Below are 22,945 nucleotides of genomic sequence, written 5' to 3' on the forward strand. Positions count from 1 at the left end.
ACCGTAATCCCAATGTCCTAGTTATTTTTTGATTGCATAGTAAAGATCGCTAACAACTGTCCTTATCCGTATCGATACATTTGCCGCAATCACTTCATAAAGATACGTCTTATTGAATCCCCGTAAGGCCTATACCCCTTTCATTATCTTCTACTCAGTAAGTCAATGAAGTTTCCAGTTACCCGTAGACTTATTTGGCCTTAGTACCCTCAGAGAACAAAAAACACAAAGCTGATCACAATTCATGCAATATCATCTTGAAAACATGATTTCTATAATAGATATTACTATTATAGAAATCGGAGGTAAAATGATAATTGAGCATGCGTCAGGTCCAAGACCCTTAAAGCTAGTATCCAAAACTGTTGATGTGGTGGTTGTTGGCGGAGGACTTTCGGGCGTTTGTGCAGCAATATCTGCGGCTCGTAGCGGTTCCAAAGTTGTCCTTATTCAAGACCGTCCAGTACTTGGTGGGAATGCCTCAAGTGAGGTAAGGCTATGGATTTTGGGAGCGACCTCTCACGGAGGGAACAATAATCGATGGGCCCGTGAAGGCGGTATCATTAACGAGATTTTACTGGAAAATCTATTTCGTAATCCTAGCGGGAGCCCATTAGTCCTCGACAGTATTTTACAAGACTGGGTTTATCGTGAATCTAACCTTGAAGTATTAGTCAATACCAGTGTTTTTCATGCAGACATAACCAATCATAAAATTCAGAAGATACAGGCGTTTAACTCACAAAACAGTACCATGTACGCGCTCAGTGCTCAGATGTTTGTTGACTCTAGCGGCGATGGAATACTGACTCATTTAAGTGGCGCTGCTTATCGAATGGGCGCAGAGATTAGTTCTGAATTTGATGAACCCATGGCACCTGGAGAGGACTATGGAAAGCTACTCGGTCACTCGCTTTATTTTTATTCCAAAGACTTAGGCCACAAAGTTGACTATGTCGCTCCTGAATTTGCACTAACAGATGTCCCCAAACTAATTCCGCGTTATAAAAACTTCTCATCTAGTGAGCATGGTTGTTCCTTGTGGTGGATTGAATGGGGTGGGCGCTTAGACACCATTCATCAATCTGAAGAAATAAAAGAAGAGTTACAAAAAATTGTATACGGAGTTTGGGATTACATTAAAAATTCTGGAGAGTTTCCTGACTCGGCGAACCTAGCGTTAGAGTGGGTTGGTACGATCCCTGGTAAACGTGAAAGTCGACGCGCTGAAGGTGACTATATGTTGCGCCAAAGCGACATTATCGAACAAGTTGAATATGAAGATAATGTTTGTCACGGAGGCTGGTCCATTGATCTTCATCCAGCAGACGGCGTTTACGGTTCGGAAGGAGGATGCAACCAATATCATGCCAAGGGAATTTACGGTATCCCTTATCGTTGCCTCTATAGTCGCAATATTGAGAACTTGTTTATCAACGGTCGTTTAATTTCCGCATCGCACGTTGCATTTGGAAGTACGCGCGTTATGGCTACATCATCAACAGTGGGTCAGGCTATTGGTGCTGCAGCGGCTTTATGTTGTCAAGAGCAGCTTTCACCTCGTGATTTGCTCCAACCGCTTATGCTTGCCACATTAAAGTCCAATTTATCAGCAGCAAATCATTATGTACCCAATTTCCATGGTTTAGAAAAAAACAACTTAGCCTCTTCGGCGCAAATTCAAGTGTCTAGTGAATTAGAGCTTCAAAGCTTTGCAAAGAATGGTGATTGGAAATCTCTCAAACAAAGCTATGCGCAGATATTGCCGCAAAGTACGAATTCAAACTTAGTTACGTTTTTTGCTCGAACCCAAAAACCGTCGAAACTTACTGTGCAACTTAAAACGAGCCTAAAGCCTGATAATCACAGTCCAGAGTTGATAAGCAAAACATATGACTTTGAACTACATACCGGCGAGAACGAAATAGAAATCGAACTTAATATTGGTGATTTTTCCCAGTATGTTTTTGTGTGTTTTTGCGAGAACGACGAGGTCGAAATAGCCCTTAGCGATACCTTACTCACCGGTATTGTAAGCGTACGCCAGGGAGGGCTTGCCAAAGTAAGCACATCGTCGAAACAAATAGCACCTGCAGGTTTGGGGGTCGAGAGTTTTGATTTTTGGGTACCAGATCGTCGTCCCAAAGGTCAAAACGTGGCGTTTCGTGCGAGCAATGTTATTCATACATTTAGCCAAGAGAACTTAACAACTGGAGCCCAACGTCCTATTCGCAGCCCTAATGCTTGGGTTGCTCGTGTTGATGATGTTAGCCCTGTGGTGTCATTGGAATGGAGCATGGGTGTGAGAGCCAAGCAATTGTTTTTATATTTAGATTGTGATTATGACCATCCATTAGAGAGTGTTCAGTATCAGCACCACGATAGAATTATGCCAATGCTTGTTAGTGAGTGTGAAGTGACGTGCAATGGCTCAATTATTTACAGTACTCAATCGAATCACCAAGCTGTAATCAGTATTGATTTACCCCAGGATCAATCTATTTATTCGCTATCGCTACGTTTAGCAAATATACAGGGTCATCCGGTAAGTTTATTTGGTATTCGCGTTCAGTAACCCTACAAAAATTAAAGGAATAATAATGAAAACGAAAAAAAGAGTTTTGTCTTCCTTAGTCTTTGCTGCAAGCATATTTGGCGCGCATGCAGCGGATCCTCAAGTTACCTTTTTGAACTGGGTAACCGCTGAACCAAGTAATCAACCGATAGTACAGGGTTTGATTGACCAAACCGGTGTGCAAGCCGATGTTCTATCTAGTTCGTGGGGAGATATGCAAAAAAATGTCTTCTTAAGGGTCAGAACTAAACAAGAGTTAGATGTTTTTCAAAGTTCAGCAAAATGGCTACCGACCTTTGCTCAGCTACCCAACTTGGTTGATTTCAATGAAGTGTATGGGCAGGAATATCTTGAATCCCTAATTTCTCCTGCGGTATTAGCCTCAGGCCGATACAAAGGCAAGCAATATGGAATGCCATGGAATACTGGATCGATAAGTTTAGTGTCCAATACCAAGGTACTTCAGCAAGCTGGAATTGAGAACTCTCCGACCACGATTGATGAATTTGTCGAAACGCTCAAAGCTGTGAAAACAGCACAACCCGAAAGCACTCCTTACGCAATGATGACGAAAGGAAATAACTTAATTTCGAGTGATTTCCAACTATGGTTGTGGGCCCATGGTGGCAAAATTTTTGACGAAAACGACAAGCTAAGTGTTAATTCAAAAGCAACAATAGATACACTCAATTTTATGAAAAACCTTGTAGATGAAGATCTTGCATCACTAGACGTTGACCGCGGTGCCGCACGTCGCATGTTTGGTCAAGGAAATACAGCATTCTATTTTGATGCTCCAGTTGCCAGAGGCTTTGCTCGAGACTTTAGCGGAGAAGGCGAAAAGTACGACGCATATGTGGTACCAGTTCAGACCCCTGTATTGAGTGAAGAAATGACGTCACATTCGATGGAATGGGGACATCTTTTGATTATGCTTAAAACGCCAAACTCAACTGTTGACGGAAGCCTAAGTAAGGAAAGCCTTTCAGCTAAATTTGTAGCGGGTTTAACCATGAACGATTCGGTTCAACTTGATTACTTTACTAATTCTGGAGCAATTCCAGTAACCCAAAGCGCTCGAAATAACCCTTTGGTAACGCAAGAGAAGTATATAGTTGATTGGAATGAATCCCTTGGATTACCGCTACGTAATGAATTATCGGTATTGAAAAACAGCTCCAATTACATAGCTGTAGTAAGTGAGGAAACTCAATCAGTTATTTTAGGTAAAAAAACGGCAGAAGAAGCTGCTGCTGAAATGGAAAAACGTATTCAACGTTTGTTGAAGTAAGGGACCAAAATGGATATAGCTTCAAGAAAAACAGTAGGTAAACAGCAACCGACAAATGCTAAGGGAAGTCTTAAAAGATCTGACCGTCGTTTCGCTTATGCGATATTAGTACCTGCTATGACTGCGTTCTTAATTATGGTCGCCTATCCATTTTTTGATGCTATGTCCATGTCGTTCTTTCAGTATACGATTTACGATTTAGAGCCCATTTTTATTGGCTTTGACAACTTTGTTGCAGTACTGACCGATCCCTATGTTTTAGGCTCTTGGCTTACGACAGCAATTTTTGTAGTTGGGACGACGCTGTTAACCATGACTTTAGGTCTAGCCTGGGCCTTATTGATGTATCAAGACTTCAAGGGGCGTGGGGTCATGCGAACGCTGACACTGTTGCCTTGGATTTTGCCTAGTACGGTTAGTGCTTTCGTGTGGGCGTGGATGCTTAATGGTAAATATGGAATTGTGAATGTCATGCTTTTAGGGGCTGGCTTTATTGACTCACCGATACAGTTTCTTTCTGAAGACATTGGCGCGATGCTTGCGGTTATTTTGACTAGAACCTGGATTTCAATCCCTTTATTTATGTCATTCTTTCTCGCGGGATTACAGGGTATGGATTATCAACAAATCGAGGCGGCTCGTATTGATGGTGCGGGAAACTTGCGGATTGTAAAACGCCTTATTTTACCGCACCTCAAACCTGTGTTCTTAGTAACTGGAGCACTGGGAATGATAGGGAATTTACAGCAGTTCGACATTATTTACGCCTTAACCGGTGGTGGACCTGTTAGAGCTACTTCGGTGCTTTCTATTGAAGTCTTTAGACAAGCTTTCGAAAATTGGGACTTAGGGATGGCATCAGCCATCGGCGTACTGTGGGTGTTCACGCTGATGCCAATTGTCATTTTTTACCTTCGTAGTCTGTTTAAAGAGGATTAGTCATGTTTGAACTTCGTTCATGGAAAGCAAAACTCGGTTTTACAGTTCTCTTGTTAACAATTGCATTTTTTCTTTTCTTCCCAGTGTATTGGGCATTGATTAGTGCCTTTAAGAGCAACCAAGAGTTATATCGACTTGATCCAACTCTAGTTCCAAATGAATTCTTTTGGGGGCATTTTGTGTCAGCAATTACTGATGGTAATATTTTGCTGCAACTTAAAAATAGCCTATTAACCTCGACATCTTCGGCACTACTCAATGCCAGCTTAGCGGCGTTGGCTGGCTACAGTTTTGCAAAGTTTGATTACCCGGCTAAAAAACCGTTAATGTTATTAATTCTTTCCGCCCAAATGTTTCCGTTTGGAGTGTTATTGATCAGTATTTATCCGATGCTACAAGCCGTAAATTTATTGGATACCAAGTTGGGTCTAACCATCTCTTATATTGTGTTTGCGCTTCCGGTAAGCACTTACATGATGTATAGCTATTTTAAACAAATACCCAATGAGCTGATAGAAGCTGCCAAGGTTGATGGTGCAAGCAATATGACCATTTTCCGTCGCATTGTATTGCCTATTTCATTGCCAGCATTTATTACTGTAACGCTATACGCTTTTATGTGGTCTTGGAATGATTTGCTCTATTCAATGACCTTGATAACCTCAGAAGAGAACAGAACGATTGGCCCAGGTCTATTGCTTCGGTATATCAATGAAAACAACGCCGACTGGGGAGGAGCGATGGCTGCTTCTTTTCTAGCTGCAGCACCAGTAGTTATGGTATTTGCTATATTGCAAAAGCAGTTTATTGGTGGTGTTACCTCAGGCGCAGTTAAATAAGGAGTACGACTTGTCATCACAACCCAATCAAAGCCTTATTGATGGAATTCGTTGTTTTCAAGAGTTAACAACGAGTGAAACAGCCCTTGGTAACAAGGAATTGGCTGAAAAACTAAACATTAATGTCGTTAAGGTGAATAGATTACTTCGTACCTTGAAGTCAGTCGGTATGGCTGAGCAAAATGCTCAGAAAAAATACCTGCCAGGCCCTGCTGTACATCTATTAGCTGCGCAAAGTTTTCACAGCTCGGCCTTGCTCAAAGCCGCTACCCACGTGGCACTAAACACTAACTATGACGATCGAACTTTGGCAGTTGGGGTTTTGTGGAATGACTCTGTTGTTTACATGTACCACGCCGTCGCAGGCCAAAGTCCAGCCGAAGGGTTGGGAGGGTTTAACATTTTTGATGTGTATAACTCATCAATAGGGCAAGTTCTATTAGCTCAATGTGATGATGACGAGATTGTACGTAGAATTTCACACTGGGATGAAGAACGTAAAACAACAATAAAACAACGTATTAGAGACATCCGGGAAAATGGATTTGTTCACTTATACGATGAAAATGGCCTCATTTACAATGTCGCAACTGTGTTTAGTATTGCTGGCGCAAAAGCAGGCATCGCTTTTACAGATTTGAGCATTGAAGAAGATGAACTTCTAAATTATGTGTCGCAGCTCAATGAACTTGTAGCTCGCATAGAGAATTTTTCACAAATTTCACACAAGGATATTGACCATGGCTGATGTAATTTTGAAATCGGTTATTAAACGATTTGGTAAAACGCAAACTATCCATGGGATTGACCTTTCAATTGATAGCGGAGATTTCGTTGTTTTTGTTGGGCCCTCAGGCTGTGGAAAATCAACACTATTGAGAATGATTGCCGGATTGGAAGAAGTTACCGAAGGGGACATCTATATCGATGGTGATTGTGTCACCAATACTCAGCCGAGCAAAAGAGGCATAGCGATGGTTTTCCAGTCCTACGCCTTATACCCACATATGTCAGTTCGAGAAAACATGAGTTTTGGATTGGAAGTAACCGGTGAATCTCAGAGTTTCATTGATGAACGCGTTTCCGAAGCTGCTAGTGTATTGAAGTTAGATGACTACCTTGACCGTAAGCCTCGTGAACTGTCTGGAGGACAAAGGCAACGTGTTGCGATAGGGCGTACTATCGTAAGAAAACCTAAAGTTTTTTTATTCGACGAACCACTGTCAAATCTTGATGCAGAGTTACGGGTTCAAATGCGCATAGAAATTTCGAAGCTACATGACCAGCTTGGAAATACCATGATCTACGTCACTCATGATCAGGTAGAAGCGATGACTATGGCAGATAAAATTGTTGTGTTACGAGAAGGAGTAGTGGAACAAGTTGGAACCCCATTAAATCTATACCACAATCCTGCTAATAAGTTCGTTGCTGGGTTTATTGGTTCACCTAGAATGAACTTTTTGCCGGTAATCGTAGTACAGAGCACAGCACGCATGGTTTTGGTCCAGCTACCTAATGGTCAAAACGTTGAACTTGAATTCGATGGTTCAGAAGTGGTTGAGGGGCAGAAGCTCGAGTTTGGTGTTCGTCCAGAGCATTATTTCACCGGCGCTGGTGGCGATATTGAACTTGAACTAGAAGTCGAGGTCGTAGAAAAACTAGGGGGTACAACCTTCGTATATGGTTTGCTCTCAGGTTTCAATATGACAGCTGAAGTTGATGGAGATGCGATTGTTTCTAAAGGTTCGTCTATGGTCTTTAGTTTTGATAGAAATAGAGTACATTTATTTCTCGAAGATGGCCTAGCGTTATCGAGAGAACAGCTACTTGCTAATGCGACACAAACCACACCGTAGTAAGCAGTACGAGATTACTGGGTGTATTTTAGAAGTGCAATCAAGACCTTGTTCTATACACTTTTTCAACACAGTGTTTGATAAATGTTCAATCAATACGATTTTAATCGCATTTTGAACATTTTGTATTGCTTTTGAAAGAGTGGATGCATAATATGCGCGCTCTTAAACAGTGCCGACTTAGCTCAGTAGGTAGAGCAACTGACTTGTAATCAGTAGGTCACCAGTTCGATTCCGGTAGTCGGCACCATTTAAGCTCCTCCTTTCTCGTTCTAAATCATCTTGTCCGTTCTTTATTGTTATTGCCATAGTGTTAGTTAATTCGTCGAGTCAAAAAGTAGGCTCACATTTTGGTAAGTCAATTTACCGATGATACCCAAATGAAAGATTCAAAACATACCAATGGTGCTTCTGTTTATACCAATCCTACTAAATAGTTGGTCGTCGTAACTCGCAATTATGATTACTGGATTTGTGCAATTGTAGTTATCTTAATGAAGACAGTATTATCAGATAACTCGTTTATTGTTGATCTCGTTAGCATCTAAAGCAGGAAAATATTGAAAGGATCGCAGAGATAGATAGCTTTGAATTCAATAATCAAGAGCCTTGTTATATGTTTAGTTTTCCGTACTTTTGATTCGTATTAGTTAGTTTGCAAAGCGCTATAGGCATTGCAAAATTGAAGACGCATTGGTGAATACCTAGACACTCATGCTCTCTTAAAAAAATCTAGCCTGAGTTTGAAACGATATTTTAGCCTATTGATTTTAAATACTTTTGAATAGTTATGGTGTTTTTATCTTGCGCTTCTCAGCCTCGTTGATGTCTTGAATAAAGTTGACTATTTGAGTGTCAAAAAACCTATTTTTCCCCCCCATTTTTTAAGACCGATGTCCCACATCCATTATCTAGTTCATGCATCCCATTTGGCGGGATAATTCGAACACTGCTAGCTTGAGCATTTTTTGCCTCTTATTAGATTTCGATTAGATGTTTATGATGAAAGGGCGTTAAGAAAACGGTGCAACACGCCGTCATAAAAAATTCTAATTTAGGTTATTGAAAGGTATCTACGATGAGGAAGTCTAGTTTAGTAAGTCTTGCAGTGTCTTTGGCGTTCGGCGCTAATTTGGCGATGGCTGACACAGTAACTCTGGATGTTACAGCATGGAAGGGAAACAAAGCTGAGCCTGCTGCTATGCCGGAACTTTTAGAAAAGTTCCATTCAGAAAACCCAGATATTAAAGTTGAATTTAGTTATATCTCTCGTGGGGATACAGATGTTGTTATTCCGCCGCGATTGCAAGGAGGCAGTAATCCACCAGATGTGATGATGGTTGATATGCCATTGGTTAAAACCTGGGGTGAAGCAGGGATGTTGGCAGACTTAGGCACCGATAGTCCTTGGTTCTCCCAAATAACGCCTCAAGTACGTGACTCTTTGGCACCAACCGGTGAGGTGTTCGTCCAGCCACTAGAAATCGTAGGTTTAGGGAACTTCGTTAACTTAGATCTGCTAGCAAAGGCTGGGGTTGAACAACCGCCGAAAACGATTGACCAACTCATCGATGCCTGTAAAAAGCTAGATGCAGCTGGGATCTCACCGATGCTTTTTTCCTCTGAGCTCTCAGGTTCAATGATCATTGCCGCCAATGGTATTTATGGCAGCGAAGTGATGCCTTGGGATCTTGGAAGCGGTGAAGCTAGTTTTTCGGATGACGAAGGGTTTAAGAAAAGCTTTGCCATGACACAAGCTTTGATCGATGCAAAATGCTTTGAACCTAAGCTACAAGCGGGGCTTGATCCATGGGGAACTTCACTCACTGAATTTAGTTCCGGTAATGTGGCAATGTTGCCGCAAGGTGCATGGAACATTGGCAGCTTTGATAAACAAGAAAATTTAAATTACGTATTTACTGCATTACCCGGTGGGGCTGAAACTGGGATTGCCTTGGACACCTTTGGTATGGGATGGGCTATTAGTTCATCAACGAAGCATAAAGAAGCTGCACAACGCTTTTTGGCCTTCTTTGCCGACCAAGAAAACCTGGGCGAATTCCTAAAAGCGGACTCTGGATACAACCCTTATGTTGGCGGGCCTAGTGGGCTTCCTGAATTGGCGCAAGGCTACGATGAAGCGCGTTCGGCTGGCAATATCGTGATGTGGCCGGTATTTATGAATCATTGGCCTGCAACTATGAACCAAGGTCTTAATGATGGCGTTGCTATGTTCTTGTTGAACTCCAGCGACGGGCCTGAAGAAGTTCTCGAGTATTGGGATGAAGCAGTAGAAGACAGCATGTAAAGCGGTTCCCCCCAAAACATGGTTGTTTTGGGGGGCAGATTTAGAAATTGGAAAAAATCGATGAAGAATAAAAATAGTATTTATCTGTTCACGATACCGGCACTGATAGTTATGGTGGTGTTTTTTCTTTACCCCATCTTTTTGTCTATTCAGATGAGTTTTACCGACTTCAAAGGTGTTGGTGTTGCAAATGACGTAGGTTTTAAAAACTATGAAAGAATATTCAGTCGAGATCGTTATTTTGATGCCTTAGGCGTTAGTTTTAGCTTTTCATTTATTGTAGTAACTGTTCAAAACCTACTCGGTTTATTCTTTGCCGCTGTATTGTATCGACTTCCTGCGATTCGTAACTTCAGTCGAGCAGCCTTATTTACACCTTCAATGATGTCATTTGTAGTCGTTGGGTATGTTTGGCAATTCATTTACTCGCCGTTTAACGGCGGTTTAAATGCCATTTTGAGCACGCTAGGCCTGGAAATGTTGCAACGGCCATGGCTTAACGACCCCAGTACCGCACTATTTGCCATTACCGCTGCCCATATCTGGATGTTCACCGGCTATTCTTGCGCAATATTTTTGGCCGGTTTTGCCAATATCTCCAAGGATATACAAGAAGCCGGGCGCTTAGACGGTGCCTCATCATGGCAGCGGTTTCGTTTTCTAGAGCTACCTTTACTTGCTCCAAGCATTACGATCAATATTGTCTTGGCAACTATCGGAACGCTTAAAACCTTCGAATTGCCGTTTATTATGACCGGAGGAGGCCCAGCTGGAGCAACACGAACCCTAAGTTTAGAAATTATGAATAATCTATTTGGGCAATACAAATTTGGGTTTGCGAGTTCCTTGTCGATTGTTATGTCGGTAGTGATTGTGACGGTGGTGTTCTTTATGAACCGCTTCTTAAGAGCTCGGGAGAACAACGTATGATTGCTGATACGAAACAAATTCAAACCGCTAATATTCACGCACCAAAGGCTAATAGAGCGATGCTACCGCTACAAAAAATAAAATCGGCTCTCGCCAATACCTTCGTATTAGCGATGGTACTGGTAATGCTATTACCGGTGTTCTATATGATTATGATGTCATTTAGAACTGGCGCCGAAATAGCTGCAGATCCCTTAGCAATTCCTAAAAGTCTGTACTTTGGAAATTACGCCTATACCTTTGAAAACATGGGGTACTGGCGCAGTGTTGCTAATTCTGTCGGAATTACTCTTACGGTCACTCTACTCGTCTCATTTTTGGGTTCGTTGGCTGCGTATCCATTGGCTCGCAGAACCGGTAGGTATTCTCGATTCTTTATTATGCTAGTGGCATTGGCTATGGCTATGCCTGGATTCGTTAACATTACACCTATTTATGTGATGTTCCGTGAAATCGGTTTGCTAGACACATATCTTGGAATCATCATCGTATTTACCGCAATGAACTTACCGCTTGCAGTGTTCTTTTTCACTGGTTTTATTAGTGGCATCCCTAAAGAATTGGAAGAAGCTGCGCGCCTAGATAACTGTGGCAACTGGAAAGTCTACTGGTACATCATTCGCCCTTTGCTAGGCCCTGCGGCAGCTACGTTGTCTTTATTCGTTATGCTCATGGTGTGGAATGACTTTTTGTACCCCTTATTGCTACTCACAGACAAAGACAAATTTACGGTAATGATTGAGGTCTACCGCTTTGTCGGCAACCGTAATATTGAACCCGATATGCTTTTCCCTGCCGCGGTATTAGGCTCTTTACCTCTGTTGATACTGTTTGTCATATTCCAAAAGAGAATATTGGCAGGTGTTACTGCTGGTGCAGTGAAGTAGTCGATTTTTTGAAAGGAAAAAGTTATGCCTGCAATAGAATTAAACAAAGTCATTAAGCGTTTTGGCAAGGTTCAAACGATACATGGCGTAGATCTTCAAATAGAAGAAGGCGAATTCGTGGTGTTCGTTGGGCCTTCTGGTTGTGGTAAATCAACCTTATTACGTCTAATCGCTGGTTTGGAAGATATTAGTGACGGCGAAATATCAATAGAAGATCAGGTCGTAAATCATGTAGACCCCGCTGATCGCGGCGTAGCAATGGTGTTTCAAAGCTACGCACTTTATCCACATATGACAGTTGAAGAAAACATGGGCTTTGGCCTAAAGATGTCTGGGCTAAGCAAAGAGGATGTGAAGCAACAAGTTTTTGCTGCCGCGCAATCTTTGCAGCTTGATCCCTTGTTAAACCGCAAGCCAAAAGAGCTTTCAGGGGGGCAGCGTCAGCGCGTGGCGATTGGGCGAGCAATCGTTCGGAAACCCAAGGTTTTCCTCTTTGATGAACCTCTTTCGAACCTGGATGCTGAGCTTCGAGTTGAGATGCGTATTCAAATTGCCAAGCTGCATCAGCAACTCAAAAATACCATGGTGTATGTAACCCATGACCAAGTTGAAGCCATGACTTTAGCCGACAAAATTGTGGTACTTAAAGATGGGGAAATCTCTCAGGTTGGCACGCCACTAGAATTATATCGACGCCCTCAAAATGAGTTTGTTGCCGGTTTCATTGGCTCGCCAAAAATGAACTTTCTGAATATGACGGTTCAAAAATCAGATTTAAAAAGCATTGAACTTAAATCCGAAGACGGACGTAGTTTGTTGTTAGAAAATGACTTTTCAACTCAGCCATCTTTAGGCCAAAAGCTACGGGTAGGGATTAGACCTGAACATATACAGCTCGATGATAACGCTCCCTTAAAGCTAGGTTTTAGCTGTGATGTTACTGAACGCTTAGGCAATAGCACTTATCTATTTGGTAGTGTTGGCGGCGAAACTGGATTTAAAGTTCATCTTAATGGAGACACCGCAGTTGCTAACCAAGAGCAATTAGAGGTCAGCTTTAATAGCGAAGACTGTCACTTGTTCAATGACAAAGGGGAGAGTCTACGTTAAGCAAGATTTTGTGTAGGGCAAACCTTGAGCCACAACGATGTTGTGGCTCTTTTTTTTCGTGTCACTGGCAAAGTTCTATTTAGCAGGGGTTACTAGCTTAATTTTGAGCTCGTTGTGAGTAGAACACTGCTGCTTGGTGAAGGTATGGACCAAAGGATTTTGGTTTGTTCGTTTGTTTAAGTGATCGATATGGTTCTACCACACAAGACGATTGTGAAGCTTTCACCAAATATTTATCCGTTCACACTCTGCTTGCAAAAGTAAGTGTTGGTGAACTTGCTGATGCAATCTATGGTGTTAAGTCAATGAATAAGCAAGTGTCATTAACAGCAGACTTTTTGAGCGGTTTATCGCTGCACGTTGCTAATTGGTCTTTAATAAAGGCTTGAATTGAATCTAGCTTGTAACGAAAACAACTGAGAATACCTTATGTGGGATAAAGAGTACGATAGGCAAGAATATGTTTATGGCAAGTTACCTAACGACTTTCTGAAGAGTCATTACGCATCTATACCCAAAGGGAAAGTACTGTTACTTGCTGAGGGAGAGGGTAGAAACGCAGTCTTTCTTGCCAAATTAGGGTACTCAGTCACAGCAGTTGACTTCTCCAGTGTCGGGCTAAAGAAAGCAGAAAAACTAGCCAAAGAAAATAAGGTGGAGATTGAAACGATTTGTGCCAACTTAGACGTTTTTGACCTTGGTGAACATAAATGGGATGGTATTGTTTCTATTTATTGCCATCTGCCACCTTCACTTCGGCAAAATCTATATAAGCGAATAGAACGCGCGCTTAAACCGTCTGGGGTTTTCCTATTAGAGGGTTACAGACCTGAACAGTTAGCTTATAAAACCGGTGGTCCTGCGCATGCGTCGATGATGAGTTCAAAAGACAGTCTAGTTAAAGAGCTACCAAAGATTTCGTTTAGCTACCTTGAGTCATTGGACCGAGAAGTAAACGAGGGCATTAATCACCATGGTATGGGCGCTGTAATTCAAGCGATTGGCACCTTAAAATAACCGCATGAGTACATTGGGGCTGATTCACTCGCGGGGGGCTTTCAATGAGTACGCGGCAGTATTGATGCCATGTCTAAATGGGATCAGTAGGTAAAGCAATCGCTTCGTATAGTCATCTGCGTGGTCTTTTTGCCGTCAGTTGCTATGCATAAGATGATGAACACTGAAGCATCCAATAAGTCGAACGTTTAGTGATGTTATTTGAGAAAACTCATCGAATGCTTTTGGAGTACACGTAGACTATGTATATAGGTGAATTTGCCGCATTAACAGGAACAACACCTAAAACGATTAGGTTTTACGAGTCTTTAGGATTGTTACCCGAGCCTTTGAGAAAAGGAAAGTATAGGATTTACGATCAAACCTATGTAGAGACCGTTAAACAGATAAAAATGGCGCAAGACTTTGGCTTTAAACTATCTGAAATTAAAGTACAGATGGGTGAGGAAAACACCAAACGGGGCTTACCTGCATCGGTAATTGCAAACGCGATTCACCTGAAACGAGCGCAAATAAAGTCGGAAATTGAAAAGCTAAAACTTATTGATAACAATCTACTGCGGTTACAACACCAACTAGAAATATCTAAATGTAAGGTTGACTCTGTCGTATAGGGCAAGGTTTATACTCGCTGGAACCTTCATTCAGCGAGTAAAGTAGATCCAATGAAAAAATCGACTTATCTTAATGTCGTAAAATATAGTGCCATTTATGATGTGGTGATGACTTTTGCCTTTGCGTTTCCAGTTCTTGTGGTTTGGAATATCGATTTGTTTTCAAGTTTGCATGTCCAATATGGATTTTCTGGTTCAGTTCCGGAGTTCCAAGCGCTGCACTTATTTTTCGTTAATCTTATGGGCAGTGTTGTTTTAGTTTGGTCAGCGATCAGATTATATAAACCTCAAGCAATATTCGGATTATATGATAGTTTTGCACGCTTCATGTTTTCTTTTAATATGCTCTATTATCTTTTAATACATAATGTTACGTCGATACTGTGGGTTTTGTTTGTTCCGGAATTAGCGTGGGGACTTCTGCAGTTTTTTGCTTTCTTTATGTCTAATAAAACGATACCTAAAAATGCTTCTAGCTATAACCAAGTTAATTTGGAGATCTAAAGACTGTGGCCATTTTGTCCGAATGCAGGCCACAAAATGTGCTTTGAAGATGGGCAAAGTGCTTAATCGTTTACAAGGATAGCACCAATAATATTGGCAGCTATCCGGTTTTAGACTGACAGCTGCGGCTTAATTTGTTTTAGGATTTTTCTTGTTAAAGCGGATCCGGTCGCGAAAACGTTGTTTCGCAAGCAACTGCATGTCTTCTGTTTGGTCTGTTTCATCGACAATTTCACAACCCAAAAGAGTTTCGATTGCGTCTTCTAAGCTGACAATACCAGCTGTTTGACCAAAGCTATCTTCGACTAAAAAAAGGTGTTCCTTTTGAGCTACAAATAAATCGATCAAACTCAGGACTGGAAGTTGGTTCGACACTCGATGAATTGGTTGTGCGAGCTCACCTACGCTGATCGTACTTTCCGATTTGAGGAAAGCATCTGTCATCATTCTATGGGTAACAAATCCAATTACTTTATCAATGGTTTCATCAAACACTGGGAAACGAGTAAACCCGGAGCTGCGTTCTTGGGTGAGAATCTCAGCTATCTTTTCGTCTTTTTCAAAACCACACACAACGGTGCGAGGCGTTAAAATCTGCTCAGTGGTGTATTCGCGAAGTCGAATGATGTTTTCAATTAATGTCACTTCTTTTTGGTTAATGGAGCCGTGCTTCCCGCCAAGGTAAGTAATCGCTTGGATCTCTTCGCGTGTGACTTTTTCAAGCTTTGATGCACCAAATAAACGAGTGATATAACTAGAAAGTAGCACCAATGGGTAGACTAGCTTGACCAAAACCGCGATTAATCGAGTTGCAGGAATCGCCAGGCTTTTCCAATATTTTGCCCCAAGGGTTTTCGGGATGATCTCTGAAAAATATAAAATGGCTAAGGTGAGTAAAAACGCGACCAGACTTTCCCATTTTGCTCCAAAAAGATGCATAGCTTGAGCACCAACTCCGGCAGCTCCCATGGTATGGGAAAAGGTATTCAAAATAAGGATGCTTGAAATCGATTGTTCTAGATTCTCTTTAGCATGAATAAGTTGCTTGCTAGCGAGAGGCTTATTTTTCCGAACGACTTCGATGTAACTAGGGGTGATTGAAAGCAGAACCGCTTCTAGGATTGAACAAATAAAAGAAACACCAATTGCGACAAAAATATAGATCAGTAGCAGTGTCATTTATAGGGTAATTTAACCTCTTAAGTAGATAAAATAGATGAATAGACCAAAAAGTTGGTCAGTTTCGATATATAGATTAACAATTGCATTAGCTTTAAGGCAATAACTATTGATGAAAATGATGTGATAGTTTGATGTATTTCAAGCATTCCCTGTTCTAAGTTAAGGGAATGCTTCTTACAAAAGTCTTAGCTAAGGCTTTTGAAAGTGGAGACAAACTCGCGGGCATTGTTAGCTATTTGTTCTAGGCTCATTTGCGGAGTGTATAAGGATGCCCCAATTCCAAATCCGGCCGCACCCGCATCTACAAAAGGCCGCATACTTTCGACGCTTGCGCTAATCCCACCAACGGGAAAACAAGCCGTATTAGCAGGTAATACGCTCATGAGTGCTTTAAAACCAGCTAACCCCACCACATTTGCTGGGAATAGTTTCAATCCACTGGCACCATCGGCTAATGCTGCAAATGCTTCTGTAGGAGTTAACACTCCCGGTAATACAGTGCATCCGGCTTGTACGCCTAACTTAATGACTTCAGAGTTATAGTTAGGGCTTACGATTAACTTAGCGCCTGTATCGATAACCGCTTGCGCTTGTACTTTGGTGGTAACGGTACCTGCGCCGATTAAGTACTGATCGCCAAAGCGTGCGACTAAAAGTTGAATGCTTTTAAGTGCGTCAGGGCTGTTAAGTGGGACTTCAATCTGACTAAAGCCTTCATTAATCAAGACTTCGCAGCTTTGAATGGCGGTATCTGGTGTTAAACCTCTAAGAATTGCTATTAGTGGCAATGGTTTGTTGTCTGACATAAGACTTGCTCCCGTAAGGCACTCATTCCTGCTATAAAACAGTCATCGCCGCTGATGGTGGTGGCTACTTTGTTAAGGATTCCGCAAGCAATCGCATAGCGTTTACCTAGTTGCGCGTTGCTAATAATGTAGGTGGTATCATCGATATCGGCGACTTCTTTACCAATGAGTAATCCTGATATGTAGTCATGGATTTCTGATTCTTCAATTTGTCCGAAAAGTCGATGGGTTCTAGCCATAAAAGCGGTGTGCATTAGATTACCCTCTTGACCATCGATAACGCCCTTAGCGAAGACGTCAGGAGAGAGAATTTGTTCACTCAAATTTTTACCCAGTATCGAATGCTCGCTTAATAACGCAAAAAACTCCCCGGTCATAAACGTTGAAAAAGAGTGAAGTTTGCCATCGCTAATTTGGGCATGCTTACTGTGTGTACCGGGTAAGATAGCAAAGCAGTTTTTATCAAAACCAAGCTGCAGCAAACCAAGTAGCTGCACCTCTTCGCCACGCATCACGTCGAATTTAGACTCATTCACGCTGTGACAAACACCAGGTACTATTAACACCTCCGATCCCCAAGTGGTATTAAACCGAAGGCAGGCATCACTCAATGATGTTAGCGATAGAGGAGTACTAATATAGTCTGCTTCATGCCAGCCTTGTTTTGAACCAATCATGCCTGCCATAAACACCGGCAAGTTAGGGCTGGCATCAAACCATTGTGCGAGGTTGTTTCGAAGAACATCTTCAAACGCCCGATCTTTTACTTGCAGAAGACCGGTTTTTCGTTCGATACGCTCGATACAAGTGTTGTCCGCACTCATAATAAAGGCGCGAAAATTTGTAGTTCCCCAATCGACAATGATCCATTCGGGTGACGCTGATAGTGTGTTTATCAAACCCATGTCCTTGTGATTAATTAATTTTAAAGCTCTCAATGATTGATCGATTTACTTCAACGCCAATTCCTGGTTCTTTAGATATTTGAACCATGCCATCGCTAAACGAAATACCATCGTTAATTAAGTCTTTTCTAAAGGGGTGGTCACTTTGGTCGAACTCAAGCATCGGTTCTTCCGCAAATAAACCAAGGGGCGAAGGTGGTAGTGAGGCGATAAACTGGAGCGAGGCTGCGATTCCAATACCTGAACCCCAAACATGGGGAATTATTCTAGTTTCATGCGCTTGGGCGAGTGCTGCTATTTTCTTGCACTCGGTAATTCCGCCCGAAGAACACAGGTCTGGCTGGATAATGTCCAAGGCATTTTGACTCAACCAAGGCTGATAACCGCGTTTGCCGAAAACTTGTTCTCCAGCTGCAATATATGTAGAGCCCTGATTACGGATCTGCTTGTATCCTTCTAGGTCCTCTGGTGCTAACAGTTCTTCTAAGAAATAAGGTTTTGCCGATTCTGTCTCACGAATAATTCGACGTGCACTACCAACACTATAAGCGCCATTCGCATCAGCCATTAATCGAATATCGGGACCTACTTTTTCGCGCATTTGGTGAATAAAGGCGATGTCCTCATCGACACCGAAACCTATTTTTAGTTTCATGGCTCTAAAGCCCTTGTTTATATAGGCTTGTGCTTCGGCATAGCTGTCTTGAGGGTAATGACCAGCTTTAGTTCGGTAAAACCCGGTTGCGTAAGGTTGGATTTCGCTTCGAAATGCGCCACCGATAAGCGCATGAATTGGTTTGTTCAAAGACTTTCCGATGATGTCCCAAATGGCGATATCAATACCACTTATAGCGTTAACCGCAGACCCACCTTGTCCATAGGGACGACTGAGGTTGTACATTTGCTCCCAGATTACTTCGACATCGAAAGGGTCACGGTTAAGCAGCAAAGGTTTAAATGCGTTTTCAATAAATGCAGCGGCAATTTGCGGTGGTTGAAGGCCATGACACAAGCATTCTCCCCAACCTGTAATGCCAGCATCAGTCTCAATCTCTACAATGAGTGAGCTTCGCTGATGTACCCAACCTTGAGAGAAATAAAAAGCTTCTTCAAGGGGAACTGAAATAGCGTGAGCATGTACGTTAGTAATCTTCATTTAATGTCTCTTAAAAGCATCACATGTGATGATGGTTACGCTCGCGGCGTTCGATATCATAGGTTCAAAATTATGCTGCAACTATAGCAGTGAGCCTTGTTGGGATTGTGATCTTTCTCAAGTTCTCAAATTAGAGGACGACATTCCCAGATGGTGGAACTTGAGAAGAGGAGAGAGCCCTGTTTGTTCCACATTGTGGGACCTTGGTGCTTCTATGAATGTCCTCGCGGTTAATAAACGCGCGCTAATCTAATCTATTGCTATTGCCCGAATGTTTGAAATGGAATTCAGGTGAATTGAACATTACACCTCGCCAAATTTAGGAGCAGCTTTGAGACGAACCCGTATACGCCATAGCTTGATTGGCAAAGTTTTGGCACTGTTTATACTGATTGTAGCAATACCTTCAGTTGCAGCGGGTTTAACAGCAATGCGCTTGTTTCTTAATATATTGCTTGAGAAATCCTCTGATAGTTATTCGCTTTCGGTTGAGCACCTAAACCAACAAGTTGACGAAGAGCTTTTTCAAACCAAAATGAGTGCCTACTATGTTTATTTAGACCTTGATTTGAAGCAAGCTATTTCAGATTTCGAAGTCGATAGAGCCGGTAGTTTGAAAGCTCAACGTCGGGTTGCAACCAAATTTGAAAACTACCGGATATCTCCCAGTTTCAACAATGTGAATACTGTGAAAATTTATGCATTTAATGGATTAAAGATGTCCTTTGGGGACAGTGTTTTTAGTTCAGCGATCAGTGATGATTGGGTGCTAAATAATCCTTTGTATCAACAAGCGATTGAATTTCCAGACCGGTTTATTTGGTCCGGTATTCATAGCAATACTGATGGTCCAGGGATTAGTGACTCCATTTCAATTTTTCGAGTTGTAAAAGACCGAAGCTATAGCTCAGGTGTTGCCATGTTGTATGTAAACCTCGATTCAAAATTGTTTTCAAGCCTAGTCAATGGACGCAATGGTTTAGCTGACAGCCGAATTTATGTTTTGGATTCAAATGACAATTCGATAACAGGTACAAGCGTGCCTAAATTTGTTCTCGATACCATTAACACAGCTATCGATAATTCGCGTTCAGACTATTCTCAAACCATTGATATCGGAGGCGAAAAACGGCTTTTTGTGCATTATTTATCTGATTATCAGTGGAAAATAGTAGGGGTGCTTGACGTCAATCAGCTTCGACAAAGTAGTCTCGATTTACTTGGCTATTTTACCTTGGGGTTTTTGCTGTTTTTGATTATCGCCAGCATAATCTGGTTGGCTGCGGTGTCGTATTTGTTGGCACCTATCAAACGTCTCAGCGCAGCAACCAAACAAGTACGACGTGGCAATTTTGCTGTGCATATTACGCCGCATGGAAAGGACGAAATCGGTCAGCTGACCCGTGATTTTAACTATATGGTGGCCAAGGTAGATACAGTATTAGCTGAATCTGTGGCTCAGAATAGCCGAGAAAAAGACGCACAATATCGAGCTCTGCAGGCTCAAATTAACCCTCATTTTCTCTATAACACATTAAATTCAATTCGTTGGATGGCGATTTTACAAAACGCAGACAATATAAAACGAACGATTGAAGTCCTTGCCCGCCTTTTGCGTAACAGTACCCGTAAAATGGATCAATTTGTCACGATTGATCAAGAGATTGAAAATCTAAAAGACTATGTCTATATCGAAGAGCTTGCCTATAGCAATCGCTTTAAAGTTGAATACAACGTGGATTTTAAAGCGCTTTCGTTTCAGTGCTTTAAATTTCTTCTTCAGCCTTTAGTTGAAAACGCAATTTTTCATGGTGTTTTGCCAAAAGACGGGTTTGGGGCCATTGTGGTCAGTGTCCGTAAACACTCAGATACGATTGAGTTTGAAGTATTTGATAATGGAATCGGGATGGATTCGAACGCAAGCTCAGTAAATCACTCTAGCGGGCATGCTGGACACAAATTTAATAGTATTGGATTGGAAAGCGTACGAGAACGCCTACAAATGTGTTATCTCGATGATCATTGTTTCAGTATTGATAGTGAGAAAGGTGAATACACGCGTATCCGAATTTGTATCCCTATGCGGGAGCACCTTGATGCTTAGAATACTGATTGTTGACGACGAACTATTAGCTCGATCCGGATTAAAGGTTTTTATCGATTGGAATCATTATGGTTATGAGATCGTAGCTGAAGCCGAGAATGGGCAGCAGGCCCTTGAGATTGCCTTGCGTATAGAGCCCGACATTATTATTAGTGATATCCAAATGCCAATAATGAATGGTATAGAGCTGGTGGAGAAATCACAGGCAGCTGGTCTTGCAAGCAAATTCGTAATGTTGAGTGCTTTCGACGACTTTGATTTGGTCAAAGGAGCCCTAAAGGCGGGTGCGGATGACTACGTGCTAAAGCTACAAATGGAAGCACAAGACCTACTTGAAACCTTGGATAGTCTCAAGCAACAGATTCAAAAAGAACAAGACAATCAAACTTCGAAAGCAGCAACATTAGTCGTTCATGAGCAAGATAGGGACGCTATACGACAGGTTCTATTGCGCGATCTATTTAATGGAAAAATACTCGACGCGAAGACGATTTCAAAAAAATTACAGCAATACGGACTAACTCTATACTCCGATGCGGTAGTGTTGCTTGCGTTCCGGCTGCGGGATAACTACGACGCTGAGTCCACCCTTGAGTACACTTTTTCTGAATTGATTAAACGAAGTCTAAAGCAATTAGAGGCCTCCCAATTGGTGACTTGCGACAATGGTTACTTTATTGGAGTGTGTAGTTTTGATCGATTTCAAAGTGAGCAAAGCATTCAATATGATCTTTCCAAACTTTGTCACGCGGTGTCAGTTGCAAGTATAAACACGTTGAATTTTGAACCTCGTATTGGGCTTTCTAGCACGCACAACTGTTTTACCCATTTCAGGCAACTATATTTGGAGTCTATGTTCGCCGTTTCTCACTGCGGTGCTAATAGTAATTCGCAGCTTATGCACTTTGTTGATGTACAGTCGTCGGGAACACAAGCTCGGGTTGAAGAACTCGAAGGCTTTGTTAGTGATGTTGCCAATGCACTAGCGAACAAAGATTGGCTAATGCTCGCCGATAGCTTAGATGGTCTCGTTGTGTCATTGCAGCGTTCAAGCAATATACCTGTGGAGTTGGTGTTAGGTAATCGCTATGTATTGAACTATTTAGTCCATGACTTCTTTGTTTCGCAGCAACAAGAAGATGACCCCTTGTGGGCTGAGATTCAAGAGAGCTGGATAAACGATGGGCGGATTAACGATCTTAAGCAGTTTATTTCTTGGATACGCTTATTAAGAAGCCTACTAGCGCGTTACTTTGAGCAAGGAGGTGATAGCCATAGTGTTATATTTCGCGCTAAACATTACGTTAATGAGCATATTGACGAACCTATAAGCCTGTTACAGATAAGCCAGTACTTGGGCCTGTCCTCGAGCTATTTTAGCCGCCTATTTAGTGAGGTAAATGAACAGTGCTTTGTTGACTATGTGAGAGCGCAGAAAATGAAACATGCCCGAGATCTTATTCGCGGAAGCAACAAAAAAATGTATGAAATTGCCCAAGAACTCGGCTATGAAAACGTGCATTATTTTAGTCGGGTATTTAAAAAAACGGTTGGAGTTTCAGCGATGGAATATCGCCATGGTAAGCATACTGAACTTAGAAAACCAATATAGAATGCCTCTATGCTCTCGGGGGCTCACTTTCGTTTGGTGAAATAACGATGGTAGGCGTCGCTTCACTTCACTGTGAAGTGAGTCTCAAATAACAAGAAGGTAATCCCGCAATACGGGACGTTATTGTTTTGGATTTTTACTCATCTATTCCAACTCCCAAGCTGTTCATCGAAGGTCCTGTCTATTTCTGGTTAATTGTTAGCACTCGTAGCTATATATTGAGTGTATTTTAGTCTATTTGTTATCTGGTCTTATGATTGTTTAGCAGTGATAAACCTGTCATAACGTCCCTAGGTATAGATGACGG

General features: G+C 41.9%; 19 protein-coding genes and 1 tRNA gene. 16 read left to right on the forward strand and 4 right to left on the reverse strand.

The genetic code is table 11. The features are described from left to right. The first annotated feature begins 310 nt into the window (after window positions 1–310). The 14 genes from DBZ36_RS11675 (at window position 311) to DBZ36_RS11745 (ending at window position 14,873) form a co-directional block, all read left to right on the forward strand. Window positions 311–2,575 carry an FAD-dependent oxidoreductase gene (locus DBZ36_RS11675; protein ID WP_120355130.1) on the forward strand — a complete coding sequence of 755 codons (2,265 nt, stop codon included), beginning with the start codon at window positions 311–313 and terminating at the stop codon, window positions 2,573–2,575. 25 nt (window positions 2,576–2,600) lie between these two features. Then, window positions 2,601–3,866: an ABC transporter substrate-binding protein gene (locus DBZ36_RS11680; protein ID WP_120355131.1), complete on the forward strand. Its 1,266-nt coding sequence runs from the start codon at window positions 2,601–2,603 to the stop codon at window positions 3,864–3,866. 9 nt (window positions 3,867–3,875) lie between these two features. Beyond that, entirely contained in the window at window positions 3,876–4,805 is a 930-nt protein-coding gene (locus tag DBZ36_RS11685; protein ID WP_120355132.1) for a carbohydrate ABC transporter permease, read from the forward strand. A gap of 2 nt (window positions 4,806–4,807) precedes the next feature. Then, entirely contained in the window at window positions 4,808–5,644 is an 837-nt protein-coding gene (locus DBZ36_RS11690) for a carbohydrate ABC transporter permease (protein ID WP_120355133.1), read from the forward strand. 10 nt (window positions 5,645–5,654) lie between these two features. Next, on the forward strand, window positions 5,655–6,392 hold the full coding sequence (locus DBZ36_RS11695; protein WP_120355134.1) for an IclR family transcriptional regulator: 738 nt from the start codon (window positions 5,655–5,657) through the stop codon (window positions 6,390–6,392). Continuing rightward, window positions 6,385–7,503 carry an ABC transporter ATP-binding protein gene (locus DBZ36_RS11700; protein WP_120355135.1) on the forward strand — a complete coding sequence of 373 codons (1,119 nt, stop codon included), beginning with the start codon at window positions 6,385–6,387 and terminating at the stop codon, window positions 7,501–7,503. Before DBZ36_RS11695 ends, DBZ36_RS11700 begins: the two co-directional genes overlap by 8 nt. A 174-nt stretch (window positions 7,504–7,677) precedes the next feature. Next, window positions 7,678–7,753: transfer RNA gene (locus DBZ36_RS11705), tRNA-Thr, on the forward strand. A gap of 828 nt (window positions 7,754–8,581) precedes the next feature. Further along, window positions 8,582–9,811 (forward strand): ABC transporter substrate-binding protein, encoded by a 1,230-nt coding sequence (locus DBZ36_RS11710; protein WP_120355136.1) that lies wholly within the window; start codon window positions 8,582–8,584, stop codon window positions 9,809–9,811. 60 nt (window positions 9,812–9,871) lie between these two features. Beyond that, window positions 9,872–10,741, forward strand: a complete 870-nt coding sequence (locus DBZ36_RS11715) for a carbohydrate ABC transporter permease (protein ID WP_199711846.1) — start codon at window positions 9,872–9,874, stop codon at window positions 10,739–10,741. Beyond that, window positions 10,738–11,628 carry a carbohydrate ABC transporter permease gene (locus DBZ36_RS11720; protein ID WP_199711847.1) on the forward strand — a complete coding sequence of 297 codons (891 nt, stop codon included), beginning with the start codon at window positions 10,738–10,740 and terminating at the stop codon, window positions 11,626–11,628. The genes DBZ36_RS11715 and DBZ36_RS11720 overlap by 4 nt, the downstream gene beginning before the upstream one ends. Before the next feature lie 24 nt (window positions 11,629–11,652). Beyond that, window positions 11,653–12,738 carry an ABC transporter ATP-binding protein gene (locus DBZ36_RS11725; protein WP_120355137.1) on the forward strand — a complete coding sequence of 362 codons (1,086 nt, stop codon included), beginning with the start codon at window positions 11,653–11,655 and terminating at the stop codon, window positions 12,736–12,738. A 429-nt stretch (window positions 12,739–13,167) separates the two neighbouring features. Further along, on the forward strand, window positions 13,168–13,755 hold the full coding sequence (locus DBZ36_RS11735) for a class I SAM-dependent methyltransferase (protein WP_120355139.1): 588 nt from the start codon (window positions 13,168–13,170) through the stop codon (window positions 13,753–13,755). 242 nt (window positions 13,756–13,997) lie between these two features. After that, entirely contained in the window at window positions 13,998–14,369 is a 372-nt protein-coding gene (locus DBZ36_RS11740; protein ID WP_120355140.1) for a MerR family transcriptional regulator, read from the forward strand. Between the two features lie 51 nt (window positions 14,370–14,420). Further along, entirely contained in the window at window positions 14,421–14,873 is a 453-nt protein-coding gene (locus DBZ36_RS11745) for a hypothetical protein (RefSeq protein WP_120355141.1), read from the forward strand. A gap of 129 nt (window positions 14,874–15,002) precedes the next feature. On the opposite strand, the gene DBZ36_RS11750 is transcribed toward DBZ36_RS11745, so the two are convergent. The 4 genes from DBZ36_RS11750 to DBZ36_RS11765 all read right to left on the reverse strand — a co-directional run bounded on the left by DBZ36_RS11750 (window position 15,003) and on the right by DBZ36_RS11765 (window position 18,922). After that, the gene (locus tag DBZ36_RS11750) at window positions 15,003–16,052 is read right to left on the reverse strand and encodes a CNNM domain-containing protein (protein WP_120355142.1); all 1,050 of its coding nucleotides are present in this window, start codon (window positions 16,050–16,052) and stop codon (window positions 15,003–15,005) included. Window positions 16,053–16,240: 188 nt separating this feature from the next. Next, on the reverse strand, window positions 16,241–16,861 hold the full coding sequence (locus DBZ36_RS11755) for a 2-dehydro-3-deoxy-6-phosphogalactonate aldolase (RefSeq protein WP_120355143.1): 621 nt from the start codon (window positions 16,859–16,861) through the stop codon (window positions 16,241–16,243). After that, complete coding sequence (locus DBZ36_RS11760) at window positions 16,834–17,760, reverse strand: 2-dehydro-3-deoxygalactonokinase (protein ID WP_158589087.1); 927 nt, start codon at window positions 17,758–17,760, stop codon at window positions 16,834–16,836. Before DBZ36_RS11760 ends, DBZ36_RS11755 begins: the two co-directional genes overlap by 28 nt. Window positions 17,761–17,776: 16 nt before the next feature. Further along, window positions 17,777–18,922, reverse strand: coding sequence for a mandelate racemase/muconate lactonizing enzyme family protein (locus DBZ36_RS11765; RefSeq protein WP_120355145.1), 1,146 nt, complete (start codon window positions 18,920–18,922; stop codon window positions 17,777–17,779). A gap of 331 nt (window positions 18,923–19,253) precedes the next feature. Here DBZ36_RS11765 and DBZ36_RS11770 point away from each other — a divergent pair, with 331 nt between their 5' ends. Both DBZ36_RS11770 and DBZ36_RS11775 read left to right on the forward strand, forming a co-directional pair. Continuing rightward, on the forward strand, window positions 19,254–21,026 hold the full coding sequence (locus DBZ36_RS11770) for a sensor histidine kinase (protein WP_120355146.1): 1,773 nt from the start codon (window positions 19,254–19,256) through the stop codon (window positions 21,024–21,026). Then, window positions 21,019–22,638 carry a response regulator transcription factor gene (locus DBZ36_RS11775; RefSeq protein WP_158589088.1) on the forward strand — a complete coding sequence of 540 codons (1,620 nt, stop codon included), beginning with the start codon at window positions 21,019–21,021 and terminating at the stop codon, window positions 22,636–22,638. The genes DBZ36_RS11770 and DBZ36_RS11775 overlap by 8 nt, the downstream gene beginning before the upstream one ends. Window positions 22,639–22,945: the final 307 nt, after the last annotated feature.

This window comes from Alginatibacterium sediminis, assembly GCF_003610775.1.
GTDB lineage: Bacteria > Pseudomonadota > Gammaproteobacteria > Enterobacterales > Celerinatantimonadaceae > Alginatibacterium > Alginatibacterium sediminis.

Coding starts and splice junctions, on each gene's coding strand:
- DBZ36_RS11765 (WP_120355145.1), bottom strand. CDS start 18,922: ATGAAGATTACTAACGTACATGCTCACGCTATTTCAGTTCCCCTTGAA.
- DBZ36_RS11700 (WP_120355135.1), top strand. CDS start 6,385: ATGGCTGATGTAATTTTGAAATCGGTTATTAAACGATTTGGTAAAACG.
- DBZ36_RS11685 (WP_120355132.1), top strand. CDS start 3,876: ATGGATATAGCTTCAAGAAAAACAGTAGGTAAACAGCAACCGACAAAT.
- DBZ36_RS11710 (WP_120355136.1), top strand. CDS start 8,582: ATGAGGAAGTCTAGTTTAGTAAGTCTTGCAGTGTCTTTGGCGTTCGGC.
- DBZ36_RS11675 (WP_120355130.1), top strand. CDS start 311: ATGATAATTGAGCATGCGTCAGGTCCAAGACCCTTAAAGCTAGTATCC.
- DBZ36_RS11745 (WP_120355141.1), top strand. CDS start 14,421: ATGAAAAAATCGACTTATCTTAATGTCGTAAAATATAGTGCCATTTAT.
- DBZ36_RS11720 (WP_199711847.1), top strand. CDS start 10,738: ATGATTGCTGATACGAAACAAATTCAAACCGCTAATATTCACGCACCA.
- DBZ36_RS11715 (WP_199711846.1), top strand. CDS start 9,872: ATGAAGAATAAAAATAGTATTTATCTGTTCACGATACCGGCACTGATA.
- DBZ36_RS11750 (WP_120355142.1), bottom strand. CDS start 16,052: ATGACACTGCTACTGATCTATATTTTTGTCGCAATTGGTGTTTCTTTT.
- DBZ36_RS11755 (WP_120355143.1), bottom strand. CDS start 16,861: ATGTCAGACAACAAACCATTGCCACTAATAGCAATTCTTAGAGGTTTA.
- DBZ36_RS11775 (WP_158589088.1), top strand. CDS start 21,019: ATGCTTAGAATACTGATTGTTGACGACGAACTATTAGCTCGATCCGGA.
- DBZ36_RS11690 (WP_120355133.1), top strand. CDS start 4,808: ATGTTTGAACTTCGTTCATGGAAAGCAAAACTCGGTTTTACAGTTCTC.
- DBZ36_RS11680 (WP_120355131.1), top strand. CDS start 2,601: ATGAAAACGAAAAAAAGAGTTTTGTCTTCCTTAGTCTTTGCTGCAAGC.
- DBZ36_RS11735 (WP_120355139.1), top strand. CDS start 13,168: ATGTGGGATAAAGAGTACGATAGGCAAGAATATGTTTATGGCAAGTTA.
- DBZ36_RS11725 (WP_120355137.1), top strand. CDS start 11,653: ATGCCTGCAATAGAATTAAACAAAGTCATTAAGCGTTTTGGCAAGGTT.
- DBZ36_RS11740 (WP_120355140.1), top strand. CDS start 13,998: ATGTATATAGGTGAATTTGCCGCATTAACAGGAACAACACCTAAAACG.